General features: G+C 32.6%; 18 protein-coding genes. 7 read left to right on the top strand and 11 right to left on the bottom strand.

Features of this window, described 5'->3' with window-relative positions; translation table 11 throughout:
• Positions 1–25 precede the first annotated feature (25 nt).
• Positions 26–634 carry a hypothetical protein gene (locus PK35_RS11725; RefSeq protein ID WP_044626745.1) on the bottom strand — a complete coding sequence of 203 codons (609 nt, stop codon included), beginning with the start codon at positions 632–634 and terminating at the stop codon, positions 26–28.
• A gap of 125 nt (positions 635–759) precedes the next feature.
• Between PK35_RS11725 and PK35_RS11720 the strand changes: the two genes are divergently transcribed.
• Both PK35_RS11720 and PK35_RS11715 read left to right on the top strand, forming a co-directional pair.
• On the top strand, positions 760–1,023 hold the full coding sequence (locus PK35_RS11720; RefSeq protein WP_044626744.1) for a hypothetical protein: 264 nt from the start codon (positions 760–762) through the stop codon (positions 1,021–1,023).
• Positions 1,010–1,387 carry a DUF1801 domain-containing protein gene (locus PK35_RS11715; protein ID WP_044626743.1) on the top strand — a complete coding sequence of 126 codons (378 nt, stop codon included), beginning with the start codon at positions 1,010–1,012 and terminating at the stop codon, positions 1,385–1,387. The genes PK35_RS11720 and PK35_RS11715 overlap by 14 nt, the downstream gene beginning before the upstream one ends.
• Here PK35_RS11715 and PK35_RS11710 read toward each other — a convergent pair.
• The 6 genes from PK35_RS11710 to kdsA form a co-directional block, all read right to left on the bottom strand.
• Positions 1,384–2,928, bottom strand: coding sequence for a PepSY-associated TM helix domain-containing protein (locus tag PK35_RS11710; RefSeq protein WP_044626742.1), 1,545 nt, complete (start codon positions 2,926–2,928; stop codon positions 1,384–1,386). The genes PK35_RS11715 and PK35_RS11710 overlap by 4 nt on opposite strands.
• A 33-nt stretch (positions 2,929–2,961) precedes the next feature.
• Positions 2,962–3,258 carry a hypothetical protein gene (locus PK35_RS11705; RefSeq protein ID WP_044626741.1) on the bottom strand — a complete coding sequence of 99 codons (297 nt, stop codon included), beginning with the start codon at positions 3,256–3,258 and terminating at the stop codon, positions 2,962–2,964.
• 2 nt (positions 3,259–3,260) lie between these two features.
• Positions 3,261–3,593, bottom strand: coding sequence for a hypothetical protein (locus PK35_RS11700; RefSeq protein WP_044626740.1), 333 nt, complete (start codon positions 3,591–3,593; stop codon positions 3,261–3,263).
• 79 nt (positions 3,594–3,672) lie between these two features.
• Entirely contained in the window at positions 3,673–4,389 is a 717-nt protein-coding gene (locus PK35_RS11695; protein WP_044626739.1) for a DUF4198 domain-containing protein, read from the bottom strand.
• A 63-nt stretch (positions 4,390–4,452) separates the two neighbouring features.
• On the bottom strand, positions 4,453–6,798 hold the full coding sequence (locus tag PK35_RS11690) for a TonB-dependent receptor (protein WP_044626738.1): 2,346 nt from the start codon (positions 6,796–6,798) through the stop codon (positions 4,453–4,455).
• A 281-nt stretch (positions 6,799–7,079) separates the two neighbouring features.
• Positions 7,080–7,898, bottom strand: a complete 819-nt coding sequence (gene kdsA, locus PK35_RS11685) for a 3-deoxy-8-phosphooctulonate synthase (protein WP_044626737.1) — start codon at positions 7,896–7,898, stop codon at positions 7,080–7,082.
• 289 nt (positions 7,899–8,187) lie between these two features.
• Here kdsA and typA point away from each other — a divergent pair, with 289 nt between their 5' ends.
• The 5 genes from typA to PK35_RS11655 all read left to right on the top strand — a co-directional run bounded on the left by typA (position 8,188) and on the right by PK35_RS11655 (position 15,706).
• Positions 8,188–9,987, top strand: a complete 1,800-nt coding sequence (gene typA, locus PK35_RS11680) for a translational GTPase TypA (RefSeq protein ID WP_044626736.1) — start codon at positions 8,188–8,190, stop codon at positions 9,985–9,987.
• Between the two features lie 389 nt (positions 9,988–10,376).
• Positions 10,377–11,687: an O-antigen translocase gene (locus PK35_RS11670; RefSeq protein WP_044626734.1), complete on the top strand. Its 1,311-nt coding sequence runs from the start codon at positions 10,377–10,379 to the stop codon at positions 11,685–11,687.
• Between the two features lie 13 nt (positions 11,688–11,700).
• The gene (locus tag PK35_RS11665; protein WP_044626733.1) at positions 11,701–12,996 is read left to right on the top strand and encodes an O-antigen translocase; all 1,296 of its coding nucleotides are present in this window, start codon (positions 11,701–11,703) and stop codon (positions 12,994–12,996) included.
• A 7-nt stretch (positions 12,997–13,003) separates the two neighbouring features.
• Positions 13,004–14,602, top strand: coding sequence for a sulfatase-like hydrolase/transferase (locus tag PK35_RS11660; RefSeq protein ID WP_157841066.1), 1,599 nt, complete (start codon positions 13,004–13,006; stop codon positions 14,600–14,602).
• A 21-nt stretch (positions 14,603–14,623) separates the two neighbouring features.
• Positions 14,624–15,706, top strand: coding sequence for a glycosyltransferase (locus PK35_RS11655; protein WP_044626731.1), 1,083 nt, complete (start codon positions 14,624–14,626; stop codon positions 15,704–15,706).
• Here the strand turns inward: PK35_RS11655 and PK35_RS11650 are convergent.
• Genes PK35_RS11650 through PK35_RS11635 form a run of 4 tightly spaced genes read right to left on the bottom strand, consistent with a single transcriptional unit; the run spans position 15,703 to position 18,926 of the window.
• Entirely contained in the window at positions 15,703–16,644 is a 942-nt protein-coding gene (locus PK35_RS11650) for a glycosyltransferase family 2 protein (RefSeq protein ID WP_044626730.1), read from the bottom strand. The two genes, PK35_RS11655 and PK35_RS11650, sit on opposite strands and share 4 nt — an antisense overlap.
• A gap of 10 nt (positions 16,645–16,654) precedes the next feature.
• The gene (locus PK35_RS11645; protein WP_044626729.1) at positions 16,655–17,500 is read right to left on the bottom strand and encodes a glycosyltransferase family 2 protein; all 846 of its coding nucleotides are present in this window, start codon (positions 17,498–17,500) and stop codon (positions 16,655–16,657) included.
• On the bottom strand, positions 17,500–18,243 hold the full coding sequence (locus tag PK35_RS11640) for a class I SAM-dependent methyltransferase (RefSeq protein WP_238320910.1): 744 nt from the start codon (positions 18,241–18,243) through the stop codon (positions 17,500–17,502). The genes PK35_RS11645 and PK35_RS11640 overlap by 1 nt, the downstream gene beginning before the upstream one ends.
• Positions 18,243–18,926: a cell division ATP-binding protein FtsE gene (locus PK35_RS11635; protein ID WP_044626728.1), complete on the bottom strand. Its 684-nt coding sequence runs from the start codon at positions 18,924–18,926 to the stop codon at positions 18,243–18,245. Before PK35_RS11635 ends, PK35_RS11640 begins: the two co-directional genes overlap by 1 nt.
• Between the last annotated feature and the right edge of the window lie 148 nt (positions 18,927–19,074).

Here is a 19,074-nt window from a genome sequence, read left to right as displayed (position 1 = left end):
AATTTACCGTACTAAAAACTAGCCACTAATTTCTATCATACTTAAAATGCATCCATGTGCCGTAAACAATATGCATAATGCCAAAACCAATAACCCATAACCAAAAGCCATATCCAGGACATGAAGCAGCTATTAAACCTAAAATAATATCGATAATACCTAAGTATTTAATATCTCCAATGCTGTATTTTGAAGCGTTAACGAGCGCTAAACCATAAAAAATGAGCATCAAAGCAGCGGTTTGTCCGTATTTACCTTGGCATAATACTATTAAAATATATAAACCACCAGATAATAACGGAATTAAAAAGTTTATAACCAATCGTTTTGAAGCGTTATCCCAAATTTTTACACCTTGTTTTTTCGCTTTTTTGGTGGTTAAAATAATTCCAGTGGCAATACTTAAAATGGCAACTAAAGCGAGAATAAGTAAGCATAGTTTAAAAATGTAACCATCTAAAATTAAATAACCGCGATCAGAATTTTTAACTAAAAAATAGGCAATGGCTGCACCAACAAGGGCATAAATTCCTGCTAATACTCCAGATAAACCGCTTAATGAAATAAATCGAGAGGATTTATTCATTAAATTTTTGATTTCTGATATGTCTTTTAAATAATCTTTTGATTCCATTTTAAAGTACTTTGAAATGCAAAGTAAATTCATTTACCAATTCAGAATTAGTTTTCAATGTTAATTATTTGTTAAATTAATGTAAATAAATTATTTTGCAATCGTTATCAATTCCTCTCTTAAAAATGAAAATTAATTGGCAATCTCAAACAAAGCTAGACGAAGTGTATGTGCAAACCAAACTCGATATGGAGTATGCGTTTAGGAAAAAAGTTTCAAAATTTTTAATTCAGAATCAGATAGAAGAATGTTGTGACGACTATAAATGTTTGGTTTTTAATTTTTTTGTTGACCAAGGTTATTTTGAAATATCTCCAGAAACACCAGAACCCATTTATTCTAATTTCTTATCTTTTTGGAAGAAATTAAGTTTAAATGAAGCCAGTTGAGCAATATTTTTTAAATCAAAAAGAGCCGTATCAATCCATAATGCTTTGTGTTAGAGATTCGATTTTAAGCACATTACCAGAAGCTGAAGAATATTATAGCTACAAAATTCCGTTTTATCGCATCGATAAAAAACCACTACTTTACCTTAATATTTTAAAAGGAAAAACCTATGTTGATGTGGCTTTTGTACAAGGCATTTTGCTAGAAAAAGCGTTTCCTGTTTTAAAAAACAATTCAAATAGAAAACAGGTTCGGTCATTACAAATTTATAGTCTGGAAACCTTTAATCATAACGAGTTTGTTTCCATATTAAAAGAAGCTTCAAAACATTTAAAAGCGAGTAAGAAAGCGTGGTTTGTTTAAACGGTTTTCCGTTTTATTTTAAGGCTAACCCAAAGCGTAATTAAACTTAATACTATCCAAAATACATCAATAAAAAAGAGTTGTACATCGCCATTGCTATAAGTTTTCCAGAACCAATTGCCTGTTATAAATCCGTTTGCAAATGGAATAAGTAAGCCAATAATACTTCCAGATAATAAACATATTTTGTTAGTAAAATAGTTGTCTTTTTTAAGAATGAATAATAAAGTTAAGATTAACCAACCAATAAAGTAGAAGTTATAAATAAAACTCATACTTGCAGGTTTAGCTACTTTTACAGCAATAAACGAAGCTGCTGTAATAGGATACATACTTAAACAAATGGCTAAGTAAATACGAACCAGTATTTCGTTGAATTTACGTTTTTTCTCTGGGATATTTTTTTTGTTTCGAGCTACAAGCCAAATCATAACCCCAGAAATAATTACAAAACACGAAATAATTCCAAGTATAAAGCTAATAAGTCTTAAAATATAACCGCCGTAATCACCGTAATGTATTCTGTACATTACATTTTTTACACCATCGAGATAGGTTTTAGTTTCAAACGGACTTTTACTTTCTATTAATGTTTTATTTTTTATGTTGTACAGGGCTTCACCCGTTGCGTTAAATTTATCTTGGTAGTCTAAATGGCCTTCAATTAAAAGATGCATATTTTCATCATTATAATTGAAAATATGAATTTGAGTAACATTGAAATTTTCCCATTCAGCTTTTGTTTTTTCGATATAACTGTTAATGCTATATGAAGTTGATAACGGTTTGTTTGCATATTCAAAATGCGGATGGCTGTACCCTAAATCATCATAAAATTTAGCATCATCGCCATTGTATAAGGTTAAAACCATTGGGGCAATTAGTAAAGCTTTCAGCATAAAAAAAGCACCAGTAACGGCATATACAAATTGAAATGGCAAACCAATCATTCCTAAACCTGTATGCGCATCGGTCCACATGGTTTTTAATTTAGCCAGTGGCCTAAACGTATAGAAGTTCGATACTATTTTTTTCCAATGTACGAGTACGCCTGTAACAATAGCAAACAAAAAGAAAAACGCTACAAAGCCAGATAAATAATAACCAAACGGATATTTTATTTGAGCAAAAAAGTGTAGTCGGTATAAAAATTCGCCAAGAGAATAGCTGTCGGCGTAAGTGTGTTCTTTTAAATTATCGGCATCAATGTAAAAGAATTTATTGGTTTTTAAGTCGTCTTCGGCAAGCGTGTCTTTGGTAGGTGAGAGGTTAACGCTTACGCGGTTTTCAATATAATATTTGGTAAATTCAACATCACGTCCGTTTAAATTATGAGCGCTGTTTAATGAGTCTAGAGTTTTGTCGTAGTCTAAAAAAATATGATCTGAAACAGGAGGTGCATCGTTCCGTTCCCAATTCACGATGTCGTCTCTAAAAAACGAAAACGAACCCGCAAAAAATATCACGTAAAGTGCTGCACTAATAATAATACCACTAATAGTATGCGTGTGGAATAATATATTATAAATTCTGTTTTTCATTAATTAATTTGTTGTTATTAGATGTAATTATATTTAAACTAACGGGACGTAAGTGTTTCCTAAATAAACCAATGCGTAAAAAAGAACGCTAAGTGCTATAAAAATACCCCAGATTTTCCAACCATTTTCAGCTACAAAGGCCCAAATCATTAAAGTAATCCAAAGCATAAACCCTGTAAATGATGAGGTGATGATTACATTTTCGGGGTTTATCCAAATGGCTAAAGCCATATGAAGCGTTACCGTAACTAAAAAACCACCAATAAAGCCTGCGGTTATTTTAGCAAAACGTTGCCAAGGTGTAGAAAGGTGTTTTTTGTTTGCAGGCATAATTATACAAATAAGAGTTCTAAAATTAATGTCGCTATAAAAAAGAGCACTAAAGTTTTGGTATTGATAAGTTTTAATGGAGCTAGTAAGATTACAAGACTACCAAAGGTCATTAAAACAATAAAAAAGAACAATGTGCCCACACCAAGGCCAAAGCTTATAACATTAAAAACTAATGCTATTAACAGCAACATAAGACCAATAATCTTAGAGGATTTAATGTTTTGCTGTATGTGTTTTTCAAAGCCTAAATGTGGCGTGATAACCACTCTTTTTGTGGTATTGTACAGCACATAAAATGCTAAAAAGTTTAAAAATAAGGCTATTGTTATCATAATATTATTAACTAACAAACTCTAGGATTAAAAAATCCTAGAGTTCCACTAAAAAAACTAACTCAAAAAATTGAATTAACTATGGCAAACAATACGTTGCGCAATGCCATATAAATTCATAATCTTTACCTTTAAAAGTTCCAGGAACTTCTTCTTTGGTTGTGGTTTCTACAATATATTTTGTATTCCAAGGGCGTTTAAACGTTACTTCACCTTGCTCGTTGGTATGCAGCGTTTTGCTCCACAAATCTGAAACATAAACCTGCAATTCGTTGTTTGCTAAAGGTTTGTTTTTATAGAGTACTTGTAGCGTAACTTCGTTTGGATTTTTCGAAACATCTTTAACCACAATACCTTCAGGGTTATTTGCCGAAGTATCGGTTAATGTTTTACCAACTTGAAATTTAGCGGTAGCGTGGTAATGAGTTTTGAAAATTCCGAAATCGTATTTGGTGTAATCAATAACGTCAATATCGTTGTTGTTTAAAATCACGGTATAAACGCCATTTGCTTTTGGTGTAAACTTAGCAATGTAATGATCGGCTTTTGGTGTTACTGTTAATTGCGTTTTGTTGCCTGCTTGATCGACTATCCAAAGTGTAAAGTTTTTTACGTTTGAAAATGCGTCGCCTTTAACTTCTTCAATTACGCCGTAAGTGTATTCTCCAAAATAAACTTTAATGTCTTGTTGTTCACCAATGGTGCCGTAAGGATTGGTTTCAACCCAAAGGTAATGTGCAAACGATTTTGTTGTTGCTAATACCAGAAGTAATATTGCGAAAATTGTTTTTTTCATGAGTTGCGGTTTATAACAAAAACAGTCTGCTTAAATTATAAGGAGACTGCCTTGTTGTTTAGGTTAAAAATTATAAGTTACAGTTAAACGACCATTAATACCAGGTTCTGATTGCCAATAAAGGTAAGAACCGTAGTTGGCGCCAGCGTATAAATACTCGTCTAAAATGTTATTTACATTAAGTTGTACACGCACTTTTTTGTTTTTCCAAGATAAAGCGCCATCCATTCTAAAATAATCTGGTAAATCACTTTGGTTATCGGCAGCCCAAGCCCAAGTAGAACGATCGACTTGGTATTGGTAGCCTAAAGAAGCACCGAAGCCATTTAATTTTGAACCTTCTCCAAAATTGTAATTAAACCATCCGTTTGTAACATGTTTAGCATGTCCTGATACACGATTACCTACTAAGTTTGGGTCTTGGTCTTTTGTAATTTCAACATTGGTGTTAGCATAGTTAAGTACAGCGTTAAGTCCTGGAAGAATTTCTCCTTGTAAATCGAATTCTATCCCTTTAGATTGTACTTCTCCCAGCTCGATTACCGAATTTCCTGTAGGGTCAGCAGGATCGGAGAATGCTATATTTTGTTTGGTGATTTGGTAGGCACCTAGAGCTGCTTTCAAACGACCATCGAAGAAAGTTTTCTTTAATCCACCTTCAATATCAACAGCATCTACTGGATTTACTAATTCTCCAGAAAGTGTACGTCCTGCTTGTGGTAAAAATGATTGATCATATAAAGCATAAGCCACAAAAGAAGGTAAGATATCTACGCTTAAACCAACTCTGGGTGTAAATTCTTTATCGTTATCTGGTTTTCCTAAAGTACTTAAATTAGTGTACCTTCCAGCAAGGGTTAAACGGATTTTATTTTCTAGGAAACCAATTTCATCTTGAGCATAAAATGAGCGTACCGTATTTCCGTTGTAAGGTGTACCACCGTTTCTATCCTGTACATTTTGAGAGCGATCGAAATTGTAATCTACATCAATGTCATAATGTGGATTGTAGATATTAAAAGGTTGTTGGGTATCAACAACAACTAAATCTGCCCAATCTGCCCAGTATTGTTTTTCTGTAAAATCGAAACCACCCATCACTTTATGGCTTATACCTCCTGTATTGAATTTACCGTTTACATAAGCTTGGAAGTATTTACCAAGAGATAAAGCATCCCATTCGCTAACATATCTTACGGCATCTCCTGTGGTAGAATCAAGGCTCCAAAGCCAAGTAGAATTACCTGTTTGGTCGTATCGTAAATAGTTGAATTTTGCTTGTACATCCCAGTTTTTATTAAATTGGTGTTTAAAGTCGGTGTAAAAAACAACTTGCTCAATATCAGTAGCCGGGTAATTGGTGTCTGTAAATTTGAAATCGCGATCTAAACTTCCATAACCATCGGTAACAGGAGCAAAAACATATGCAGAACCAATTAAACTTTCGGCTTTATCGTAAGTTAGCTCGGTAGTGATTGATGTTTTATCAGATAAATTGAAGGTAAGTGCCGGAGCAAAACCATATCTGTCTACATTTTCGTCACCACGATGAGAATCGGTAGTTTGGTACATGGCGTTAAAGCGGTAAAGAATTGAGCCGTCGTCGGTTAGTTTGCCACCTAAATCTACAGCGCCTCTCAAGTAATCGAAACTTCCACCAGAAAGCGTAATATTTGCAACTCTATTGGCGGTAGGTTTTTTAGTTACGATGTTATAAAAACCACCAGGTTCGCCTGCTGCCATCATAAAACCAGAAGGTCCTTTAACAAATTCTACACTTTCAACAATACTCATGTCTTCGGCAAGTGGCCCCCAAGTATCTAAAAAGTTGAAACCGTTTCTAAAGGCAGGTAGTCTAAAACCTCTCATGTTAATACGTGCAAAATGTCCCCAGTGTTCTAGCATAGTAACCCCACTTACGTTACGTGTTAACCCATCCATTATAGAGGTTACTTGCTGGTCTGCTAGCAATTCACTACTAATAATTTGAACATTTTGTGGTAAATCAATCAGCTCTCCTTGTAAACGTAATGAAGAAGATGCCTCTCGCTTTAAATATTTGTTTTTATGTCCTTCAAGAATAATTTCACTTAACTCTTCGTTGCCTTCAACTAAGGTAATTGTAGGCACTGTAAGCGTACCATTTGTAACGGTGATGTTTTTATTAACTTCTTTAAAACCAACAAAAGAAACATGTAATGTGTAGTCACCAGCCGATAAATTGCTAAGTGTAAAATCACCATTCGCGTTGGTGGTAGTCCCTTTGTTAGTGTTTACTAAGGTTATATTAACGTTGTTAATTGGTGTGTTTTGATTTGAAACGACTTTTCCTTGAATCGTTCCGGTTTGGGCTTTTACTGCAAAAGAAAAGAGCGCAGCAAAAACTAAAAGTATAACATTTTTAGTCATTAGTTATTTATTTTTAATTAGTCTAAATAATATAACGCAAATCTATGAGGGAAAAACATAACTTCAAAATTTATTTAGACTAATTATAAATAAATTTTTTAAGTGTTAATTTTTTAAGTGATTATTGGTTATGGGAAGTAGAGTTTTGGGTTATTTCAATAAGAGGTGTTTTTTATTGAGAATAGCGCACAGGTGAAATGAGCACATGTATTTAAAAAGTGCTATGAATTACTAAAAAGAAGTTCCTGTTAATAGGATTTTTGGCGTTTTATTATACCCGATTATAAATTATTAATAGTCTTTCGGATAGTAACAAGATTCGTTAAAAGTTGCTCTAAATTATCTAAATGAAGCATGTTCGCGCCATCGCTTTTTGCGTTTGCAGGATCGAAATGCGTTTCAATAAATAATCCATCTACATTATTTACAACACCAGCACGTGCAATAGTTTCTATCATATCTGGGCGACCACCTGTTACTCCAGCTGTTTGGTTAGGTTGTTGTAAAGAGTGCGTGACATCAAGAACCACTGGAGCGTATTGCTTCATGGTTGGTATGCCACGAAAATCTACAATCATGTCTTGGTAGCCAAACATGGTACCACGATCGGTAATCCAAGCTTTGTCGCTACCAGCATCTTTTACTTTTTGTACGGCGTGTTTCATGGCTTCCGGACTCATAAATTGTCCTTTTTTAAGGTTCACCACTTTGCCAGTTTCGGCGGCAGCTACAACCAAATCGGTTTGACGTACTAAAAACGCCGGAATTTGCAACACATCTACACATTGTGCAGCTTTGGCGGCATCGCTTATTTCGTGAATATCGGTAATGGTTGGAACATCAAATTTTTCGGATACTTTGGCAAGAATCTCCAAGGCTTTTTCGTCGCCAATGCCTGTAAAACTATCAATACGACTGCGGTTGGCCTTTTTAAAACTTCCTTTAAATACATACGGAATTTCTAGCTTGTTGGTAATGTTAACCACTTTTTCGGCAATGCGAAAAGCCATGTCTTCGCCTTCAATGGCGCATGGGCCACAAAGTAAAAAGAAGTTGTTGCTATTGGTATGTTTTATTTTAGGGATGTCTTGAAGTGTCATGCTTTAAAATTTGATGCCACAAAGATAGTATTAATGCCCGAATTTAATACACCAAAATTAAAGCACTACATAAAACAACCTTAGCAAAAAAGTGCATTAGCGATTGAGTGGCCTGTTTGAGCGCCTCGCAGAGCGCGAGTAACGAAAGCGCGACGCTTTGCAACCTATTAATAAACATGGTTTTAAGTTGGAAATTTTGTGGGTTGCAAAGGGTAATGCCCAAATAAAAAAAATGTGTTGAATATCGAGAATTTATAACTACCTTTGCGCCCTTAAAATAAGCACTATTATGGCTACTATTAAAAACATTGCAATTATTGCGCACGTTGACCACGGGAAAACGACTTTGGTTGATAAAATTATGTATCACTGTCAGTTATTTAGAGAAAACGAAAATACTGGCGATTTAATTTTAGATAACAACGATTTAGAGCGTGAACGAGGTATTACTATTACTTCTAAAAACGTTTCGGTTACTTATAAAGACACTAAAATTAATATTATTGATACGCCTGGTCACGCCGATTTTGGTGGTGAAGTTGAGCGTGTTTTAAATATGGCCGATGGTGTGTTGTTACTTGTTGATGCTTTTGAAGGCCCTATGCCACAAACACGTTTTGTGTTACAAAAGGCTATTGATTTAGGGTTAAAACCTTGTGTTGTTGTAAATAAAGTGGATAAGGAAAACTGTACGCCAGAAGAGGTACATGAAAAAGTATTCGATTTAATGTTCGAACTTGGAGCAGAGGAGTGGCAGTTAGATTTTCCAACGGTTTATGGTAGTGCGAAAAACAACTGGATGAGTGAAGATTGGCAAAAGCCAACCGAAAATATTGAGCCTTTATTAGATATGGTGATTGAGCATATTCCTGAGCCAAAAATTGAAGAAGGTACTACGCAAATGTTAATTACATCGTTAGATTTCTCGAGCTTTACAGGACGTATTGCTATTGGGCGTTTAACACGTGGTGAATTAAAGGTTAATCAACAAATTACTTTAGTAAAACGTGATGGTTCTATGGTTAAAAATAGAATTAAAGAATTACATGTTTTTGAAGGTTTAGGACGTATTAAAGTTGATGAAGTACAAACTGGAGATATTTGTGCTATTGTTGGTCTTGATGGTTTTGAGATTGGTGATACGGTTGCCGATTTTGAAAATCCAGAAGGTTTAAAAACCATTGCTATCGATGAGCCAACAATGAGTATGTTATTTACTATTAACGATTCGCCTTTCTTTGGAAAGGATGGAAAGTTTGTAACATCGCGCCATATTAAAGAGCGTTTAACCAAAGAGCTTGAAAAGAACTTAGCCTTACGTGTTCAAGAAACTGATAGTGCTGATAAGTTTATGGTTTTTGGCCGTGGTGTACTGCATTTATCGGTATTAATTGAAACGATGCGTCGTGAAGGTTATGAGTTACAAATTGGTCAGCCACAAGTAATTATTAAAGAAATTGATGGTGTAAAATGTGAACCAGTTGAGGAAATGACCATTGATTTACCTGAAAATGTATCGGGTAAAGCGGTAGAATTGGTAACGATGCGTAAAGGTGAAATGACGAGTATGGAAGCTAAAGGCGACCGTATGGTTTGTGAGTTTATTGTTCCATCCCGTGGTATTATTGGTTTACGTAACCAGTTATTAACAGCTACTGCGGGTGAAGCTATTATGGCACACCGTTTTAAAGAATATCAGCCCCTAAAAGGTGGAATTCCAGAGCGTCAAAATGGGTCGTTAGTATCTATGGAAAATGGTACTGCTATTCCTTATTCTATTGACAAATTACAAGATAGAGGTAAGTTTTTTATCGATCCAGGTGAAGATATTTACGAAGGACAGGTAATTGGTGAAAACTCTCGTCAGGATGATATGACGGTTAACGTTACCAAAACTAAAAAGTTGAGTAACGTACGTAGTGCTGGTGCAGATGATAAAGCTAAAATTGTACCTGCTATTAAATTCTCGTTAGAAGAAGCTTTAGAATACATACAAAAAGATGAATACGTTGAGGTTACACCAAACCACTTACGTCTTCGTAAAATATACTTAAAAGAAGTAGATAGAAAACGAAATAAATCTATTTAATATATGGATTTTTTCGGAATACATTGGGTAGAGTGGCTAGGTTACCTAGCCACCGCTACCGTTTTAACTTCATTTTTAATGAAAGCCGTTACCCGTTTGCGCATTGTTAATTGCGTAGGGTGTTTATTATTTGTTTGTTACGGTTTTTTACTTACTCCGTTATCTAAGCCAATTATTATAACTAATCTGGCTATTTTTTTTATCAACTTATATTATATCGTTAAAAAGTAGTTTTAATTGCTTTTTATCGGAAACATTAATATCTCGTAGGCTTTAAATTATGATAAAGCTAAATGATTTGTATATTTAAGCACACAGTAACCGTGTTTTTAGAATATTAGGTTAATTTTTACGTTGTAGAGTTAATCTGCCAATCCAAAAGTTATTAATTGAGAAAATTAATAGAATACATAAACGATAAAGTTTTAGTAAAAATAGCTTCGCTGCATATGGTTGCCATAATAACCAGAATAATTGCAGGCTTACTAACCTCGAAAGCTATTGCCGTAATTGTGGGGCCATTTGGGCTAGCTTTAATTGGTAATTTAAGAAATTTTGTAGCTGCGTTTCAAACCTTAGCCACTCAAGGCTTTTATAAAGGTATTGTTAAGTATGTTGCACAATTTAAGGATAATAGTAAGGCTTTAGCTAAAACGCTTTCTACGGCCTATTATTTCGGGTTTATGTCTACCATGCTCGTTTCTTTTTTCTGTTATTTTGGTGCTGAATGGATAAATACCATCATATTTCCAAGTTATAACGACTACGGTTATGTTATAAAAATATTCGCTATTGCCTTACCGTTTTATGCTTTAAACATGTTTACCTTTTCTATTATAAATGGGTTTTCAAAGTATAAAATTCTTATTATAATCAATATCATAGGGCAAATACTTAGTGTGAGTATTGCTTTATTGTTAATATATCAAGAACGGTTAAAAGGCGCTTTAATTTCGGTTGCTATTGCAGAGTCTATTATCTTTTTAATTACACTCGTTGGCATTATTAACAGAAAAAGTATGTTGCCGCATATACAGGTTAAAGCTATAAGTTTTAAAATGTTGAAAAAGTTAAGTGCGTATTCTGTTATGGCTTTATTTCCGGCGTTGTTATTACCTTTAGTTACTATTGCTATTCGATCGTATATTATTGATAATATTGGTTATAAGGAAGCTGGTTTTTGGGAAGCTATGACAAGGCTCTCTAAATATTATTTAATGTTTGTAAGCTCGTTAATTTCGTTGTATTTATTACCGCGTTTTTCAGAAATTAAAACAACAAAGGCTTTTAAAAAGGAAGTGTGGCATTTTTATAAAACTATTGTGCCATTTTTGGGTGCAGGAATGCTACTCATCTATGTCTTTAAAAAATACATTATTTTAGGCGTTTTTACTGAAGAATTTCAACCTGTAGAAGACTTGTTTTTCTGGCAGCTTTTGGGGGACTTTGTAAAAGTACTTTCCATTATTATTGCCTATCAGTTTCTTGCAAAAAAAATGTTTTGGCACTATGTATTAACCGAGGCTTTTTTAATTATTATTTTATATATAACCAGTGTGTATTTTATAAATGCATTTGGCGGTGTAAAAGGTGCTGTGGTTGCTCACTTTGTAAGTTATGTTATGTATTATGGCATTATTTTACTAATTTTTAGCAGCTCGTTTTTTGGAGCTGACAGAGAAAAAATAGAGAACATTTAAGCGCTTTTTTTGAATGTTTAGACTTCGGGAGTTTATAAAAAGTAATTTGCTACTTAAAGCAACATCGGCAAATACATTTTTGGTATTGGTAAGAATGGGGTTTTCGGTAATTTCGCAAAAAATTCTTGCCGTTATTGTTGGGGCAGAAGGACTAGCTATTATTGGAAACTTAAAAAACCTAGTTGTTTTTCTTGAGCAATTATCGGTTTTAGGAACGACGAATGGATTGATAAAATACATAGCGGAATTTAAAGACAATAGTAAAAAGTTACATGCGCTTTTTTCAGCAACTTTTGTGTTTTCAATGCTTTCGACAATAGCATCTTTTTTAGTGCTGTTTTTTTTTGCCGAACCAATTAATAATTACGTTTTTGGTAAACAAAATAACTATGTGTTAGTTATTAAAGTTTTGTCGTTTATTTTTCCCTTTATGGCAGTTAATGTGATTTTATACGCCTTATTAAATGGGCTTTCTCAGTATAAACAATACACAAAAATCACGTTGGTTTCAATTGTTTTAACATCTGTTTTATTGGTGGTTTTTACAATTAAATGGGGCTTAATGGGTAGTTTATTTGCAATTATTATTAACCCTCTTCTTCAATTTTTTAATTACATCTTTTTTTCAAGAAAAATAGTTTCGACATATTTTAGTTTTAAAAAAGTAAGTTTTAGCTCCAACTTAAAAAAAGATTTACTTAGTTACGGTGGTGTAACTTTAGTAGTTGTATTGTCTGTTAATTTAACAGATATAATTGTTAGAAATCTTATAGAAAATAAATTAAATATGTCGGCTGCGGGGTATTGGACGGCAATGACGTCTATTTCTAAAACTTACATGCAGTTTACAGCGGCCATATTTCCGTTATATATATTACCTAAATATTCACAAATAGATCGCTTTTCAGAATTTAAGGTTGAAGTGAAACAAATTTACAAACTGTTGTTACCTCTTATTTTTTTAGGAATGTTTTTGGTGTTTCTATTACGAGAAACTATTGTTAACCTTTTGTATACTAGAGAGTTTTTAGAAGTAAGTGACTTGTTTTTATGGCAGCTTTTGGGTGATTTTATTAAATTTGTTGCATTTGTATTATCCTATCAGTTTTTGGCAAAAAGGCGAATGAAGTTTTATATTTTTACTGAAGTTTTAGCAGTAGTTTTATTTGTAGTTATATCACACTTACTTATTAATAACTTTGGTCTAAAAGGTGTTGTAATGGCACATTTTTTTAGGTACGTTATATACTTAGTTGTTGTGGTTTTTATATTTAAAAACTATGCTTTTGGTAAAAGCAATACGTTGTAAACAAGTTATGTCCAAATTTTTTAAGATATTTTCAAAATACCTATTACTTATTTTAGTTGCTATACTGTTTGAGTGTGTTTTTAGTAAATTGGCCCTAAGCTTAGTTTTAAACCTTGTAGAAAATATCCTTTTTGCTATAGTTCTTATTTGTCCGCTTTACTGTTTTGGTAATAATAAGTTAAAGTCATATTATTTAAATGTATCTTTTGTTGTTTTTTCGGTGTTCTTATTTGTTGAAACAGCTTTTTATTATCTGTTTAAAACCATATTTACAGAATCGGCAATTTTTGTAGCATTCGATACCAACTCCGAAGAAACCAAAGAATTTATAGGTTTTTATTTTGACACACCTATTATTGTTTTAGGAATTAGCTTATTGGTTGTAACCTTATTTTTGTTAACTAAATTAAACAAGTTAAGCTTACAATTTCCTCGAATTGCTACAAAAATGTCGCTTCTTGCTTTTGGTATCATTATTTTGTTAAAGTTTTCAGGTTTAATAATTTACAATTTGCCCTTTATGATTGCTAGATCTGCCGTTGGCTACCATATAGAATCTAGTAAGTTAGGTGATTATGCTAAAGATAAAATGGGCAGTTTTACAAATGTAGAAAGGTCTATTAAAATTTACGGAGAAGAAATCTATGTAGTAATTGTTGGAGAATCAACGGCGCGGTCGCATTTAGGTATATATGGATATTACAGAAATACGACACCATTGCTCGATGCTATGAAAGACGAATTAACAATTTACAACAAAGTTATTAGTCCAGATACTTATACCATAGCTAGTTTAACTAAAGTGCTTACCTTGGGGAATTATGAAAATCCAGATGCTAAATATAATGGTTCAATCATCCAGTTATTAAATCAAGCAGGCTTTAAAACCTATTGGATTTCGGCACAAAAACCATTAGGAGCTAACGATTCTTATGTTACAAAAATAGGCATGGGGGCAAGTGAGTCGTATTTTTTGAATATTAAAAATGCAAAGGAAAAAACATTGTATGATGAAGTTTTGGTTAAAAAAATGCATGAAGTGCTTCAAGATAAAAACGATAAAAAGGTTGTTTTTTTGCACACTTTAGGAACGCACATGAACTATAAGTATCGCTATCCAGAACATTATAATGTTTTTAAAGATATTCCAAGAAGCAAGTTTAAAAAGGATGTTATTTATAGTCAGATTAATGCTTACGATAATGCTGTACGTTATACAGATTATATAGTTAAGTCTGTGATTGAGTCGGTTAAAAGTAAAAATGTTACAAGTGCAGTGCTTTATTTTTCCGATCATGGCGAAGAAGTATATGACGATATTGAGTTTTCAGGTCATTTTAGAGACATGGTAAGAACAAAAAATGTATACGAGATTCCTTTTGTGCTTTGGCAGTCAGAAAAATATAAACAAAATCGAAATCTTTTTTCTAATCAAGACCGAAAGTATATGTCCGATGATTTGTTTCATTCCATGGCGGATTTGTTTTGTATAAAGGCAAAAGATGTTGATTCTTCTCGTAGTATTTTTAGTGAACATTTAAGGGAAAGAACTCGGATTGTTTTTGATACTTTGGATTATGATGCCTATTTTAAAACGGGTGATTAATTGGATTTATAGCAAGAGGTTATGAAAAAAATATGCATTGTTGCAACATCTTTAGGAAAAGGAGGCGCAGAACGTTCTAGTGCGATACTCTCACAAATGCTAACTGGTTTGAGTTATGATGTGCACATAATGATAACTAAGAACGATATAGACTATAAATATGCAGGTACCTTATTTAATCTAGAAAAAGAGCTTGGTGTTAAGTTTACTAGCTTTGATAAATTTAAAACCTTGCGCCAATATTTTAAAAGAAATAAATTTGATGTTATTATTGATAACCGGACCCGACCGAGTTTTTTTAAGGAGTTTTTTTTATACAATTTCGTTTTTAAGGCAAAAAAAAGGATTGCTGTGGTACGTAGTTATGGGCTTCAAAAATATTTTCCGCAAAATAAAGTTTTGGCAAAATTGCTCTATAAAAAACCTATTGAATTGGTTGCCGTAAGTAAAGAAATAGAAAAGTCCATTAAAAAAAACTATGGATTAAAAAATGTTAAACAAATTTATAATGCAATTGATGTTAACTTGTTGGATGTTAGGTTAAATAAAGAGGTAAAAACGCCCTCCAATTTTATTTTGTGGTATGGTCGTATTGAAGAAAGTGTAAAAAACTTCACCTTGTTATTAAACGCCTATAAAAAATCAACATTACCAGATAAAAACATTAATCTCCTCATTATTGGGTTTGGTAACGATGTCCATATTTTAAAAGGATTAATAAATAACCTAAAAGTAAACAATAAAGTTAAATATGCTCCTTTTTTAAGAAACCCATTTCCTTACGTGAAGAATGCTGTTTTTACTGCTTTAACAAGTTATCACGAAGGTTTTCCAAGAGTATTAATAGAATCTTTAACTTGCGGAACACCTGTGATTTCTGTAGATTGTAAATCGGGGCCAAGTGAAATTGTAAAACATAAACACAATGGTTTATTGGTTGAAAACCATAATCCAGAGGCTTTAGCAAAAGCATTTAATAGTTTTGTTATAGATAAGCAACTTTATAAAACTTGTAAAAATAATTCTAGAAAAAGTGTTGAGAAATTTGCTGTTGAAAAAATAGCCAAAGATTGGAAAAGATTAATAGAGCAAGATATTAATTAATCGAATGCCGTTAAATAAACACGCATTTTAATTAAACTTATTTGAAGCTTTTTAAGAAGTTTTAACACCACTTTTGGAGTATTTATTAGTATTTTTTGCTTAAAGTTTAAGTTTTTAAAGTCAATTTCCTGCTTTAGTTTTTTATACAGCGGTTTATTATTGTTTATCAAGGCTCTAAGCGAAACGGCATATCTATTTATATCTAAATATAATTTTAAAGAGGTATTTGTTTTTTCAAATTCAGAGAAACTAGATATAAAATTATAGCGAATTTCGTTATAATGGCTTTCGTTTTTCGATAAACTATTACTAACGTATTGTTTGTAGCTCATAGTTATTTTAGGGTTAAAAGCTACTTGGTGCTTAAGGGCAAACCTAATCCACAAATCTAAATCTTGCGATGTTTTTAAGTGGGGTTTAAACCCTCCAATTTCAGTAAATGTATTTTTTGCAAAACATACCGATGACGTCCAAGCAACACAATTTATAATGCTCGCCTTAAAAAAATCGTTAACCAATACCCCATTTGCAGCGTATTGAAAATTAAATTTTGCAGGTCGAGACACAGCACTGTTATAAAACACACGGTAGTTGTTACAATAGAGTCCAGCTTCTGGAAAAAGTGTTATTAATTTGTGTAATTCTGTTAAATGGTTTGGTTCCCAAATATCATCGGCATCTAAAAGCGCTATGTACTTGCCTTTGGCCAGCTCAATTGATTTGTTTCTTGCGGCCGAAACACCTTGGTTTATCTCTTTTATTATTAAAATTCTTGAATCAGAGAATGCTTCAACCTGCTTTAAGCTATCATCTGTACTGCCATCATCAAAAATAATAATTTCAAAGTCTTTAAATTCTTGGTTTAAAACACTATTTAAGGTGGCTTCAATATATTTTTCCTTGTTATACAAAGGAATAATTACAGAAAAAAATGACATTCGCTTTTTGTTAATGGCGGCAAAGGTAACCTATTCTGTAAAAATCGAACAATAAAATAGAGGGATTGTTAGAATTTAAGTTGATTAGCACTAATGGTCTAACAATTTTAAAGATAAAGGAGGTTAAACCAGCTATTTTTAAAGATTTTAAAGTTAAATACACATGTAATAGTTTAACTTGTTCTGGAGAAATCTTCTTCTTCTTATAAAGTAACACTAAGTTATTTAAGGCTGTTTCCGTTTTCTTTATAAAAATTTTGGCGTTATCGTCGGCATTATGAATAACCGGATTATTAAAAAAATGTATTTTAAATTGATGTTGTTTTAAGGTGTTAAAAAACAAAACATCTTCGTAGCCATAGGTTTTTATGGTTTCATCGAAAGGATGAGATAAAAACACTTCTTTTTGTATTATAAAATTTGAAGAGCATAGAGCCTTAAATTCGCGTCGTTTCGTGTACAACCATCGTAATTTATTAGGTTTTTGGGGAGGAATTTCTAGAAATGTCATACCTCCTGATGCTATTTTGTGAACTTTTAAGTCAATATAATTTTTAATAAAACTATTACTTTTAGGTATGGTACCAGCGTCTATAAAAAGCAGCAAATCGTATTTTGCTTGTTTTGCTAAAGCGTTTCTAATGGCGCTTCTTCCTAAGTTTTTACTTAAAATAGTATAATATGTGTTTTTTAAAGCAGTTATTCGTTGGTTTTGCCTAGTAGTTTCTTTGTTTGTAGAGCAATCATCAAAAACAATTATTTCAAATGCAATATTTAAAGCGGTGGTTTGTTTGTGTAAAATATTTACAAGCTGGGTAATTTGGCAGTTGTATGTTGGAATTAATACCGAAAGCATTATTTGCTAAGTTTTAAGATGGTTTCAGGTATTGTAAACCCATAAAACTTCGAGTCTTCAATGTGATTATTAAATTGAAGTATGTTAACAGTGAAGCCAACCTTTTCTAATCTTTCTTTTAAGCCTTCAACCGAATATATTCTTACATGATCTTCTTGTCCGAAATGTTGTAATCGAGCTTCAGGTGAAACAATTGATGCATCTTCGTAAATAGCTCCTGCTTTAAAAGGTGTTTGTATAAATAGTTTTCCGTTAGGTTTTAAAACACGGTAAAGCTCTTCCATGGCTTTGTGATCCTCAACAATATGCTCTAAAATATGATAGCAAATTATGGTGTCGAAACTATTATTAGGTCTATTTATTTTTGTAATATCAAATTGGTAATCGGCTAAAAACTCATCTTCAAAATCGGTGCTAAAGTATTTTACGGAAGATTCTTTTTTTAAGATTCTATATAAGCTTCGTGATGGTGAAAAATGTAAGATAGAACCATTTATAGCATCTTCTTTATTCAAAATATGCCATAACCTACGGTTTCTTGATAAACTACCACAAAACGGGCAAAGTAAATCGTTGGTTTTTAAAGGTACAAACTGTTTTAGTTTATGCTTGCAAATATTGCATTGGTGGGTTTTGCCTTTGTGAAAAAAACCGTAAAGCGAACGAAAGAATAATTCGTTTTTAAATAAAACTTTTTTCGGAATTAAAGTTTTGGCCTTTTGTTTTATTACATGGTAAATCATTAGCTTTTTCGCTGCACGACTTCATAAACTTGGTTTTCGTCGCACTTTAATGTTTTTCTAGGATATTTTAATAGTAACGCATAGTCGTGTGTTGCCATTAAAATAGTGTTACCATTTTTGCTGAGTTCTTGTAAAACCTCCATAACTTCAATGCTGGTTTGAGGGTCTAAGTTTCCTGTGGGCTCATCGGCTAAAATTAATTCTGGATGGTTTAGTAAAGCACGAGCAATGGCAACACGTTGTTGCTCGCCTCCAGAAATTTCATGCGGAAATTTAAAGCCTTTGGTTTTCATGTCCACCTTGGTTAAAACTTCTTCAACGCGAGTGGTCATTTTGGTTTTGTCTTTCCAACCAGTTGCTTTTAAAACAAAAAGCAAATTATCATTAATGTTTCTGTCGGGTAATAATTTAAAATCTTGAAAAACAACACCTAATTTACGTCTTAAAAACGGGATTTCTTTCTCTTTTAAAGTTTTTAAGTCAAAATCTACAATGCTACCTTCGCCTTCAGTTAAAGGTAAATCGCCGTAAAGCGTTTTCATAAAACTACTTTTTCCGGAGCCTGTTTTACCAATTAAATATACAAAATCACCTTTGTTCATTTCTAAGTTAATGTTAGAAAGAACTAAGCTTCCGCCTTGAAAAATAGAGACGTCTTTTAATTGTAAAATAGGGGTAGACATGTTATAACAGTTTAAGAGTACAAGTTTAAAGTTTATAGTTTAACCTAACAAACCATATGCTTATATTTTTATTGTGTAGTGTGTTACTTTTTACTTTTAATATTCTAAAATTTATCATTTAAAATATTTAATAACTCCATTTATAATT

It is taken from the genome of Neotamlana nanhaiensis (genome assembly GCF_000943555.1).
Lineage (GTDB): Bacteria > Bacteroidota > Bacteroidia > Flavobacteriales > Flavobacteriaceae > Neotamlana > Neotamlana nanhaiensis.
This window is presented reverse-complemented; position numbering and strand designations above follow the sequence as displayed.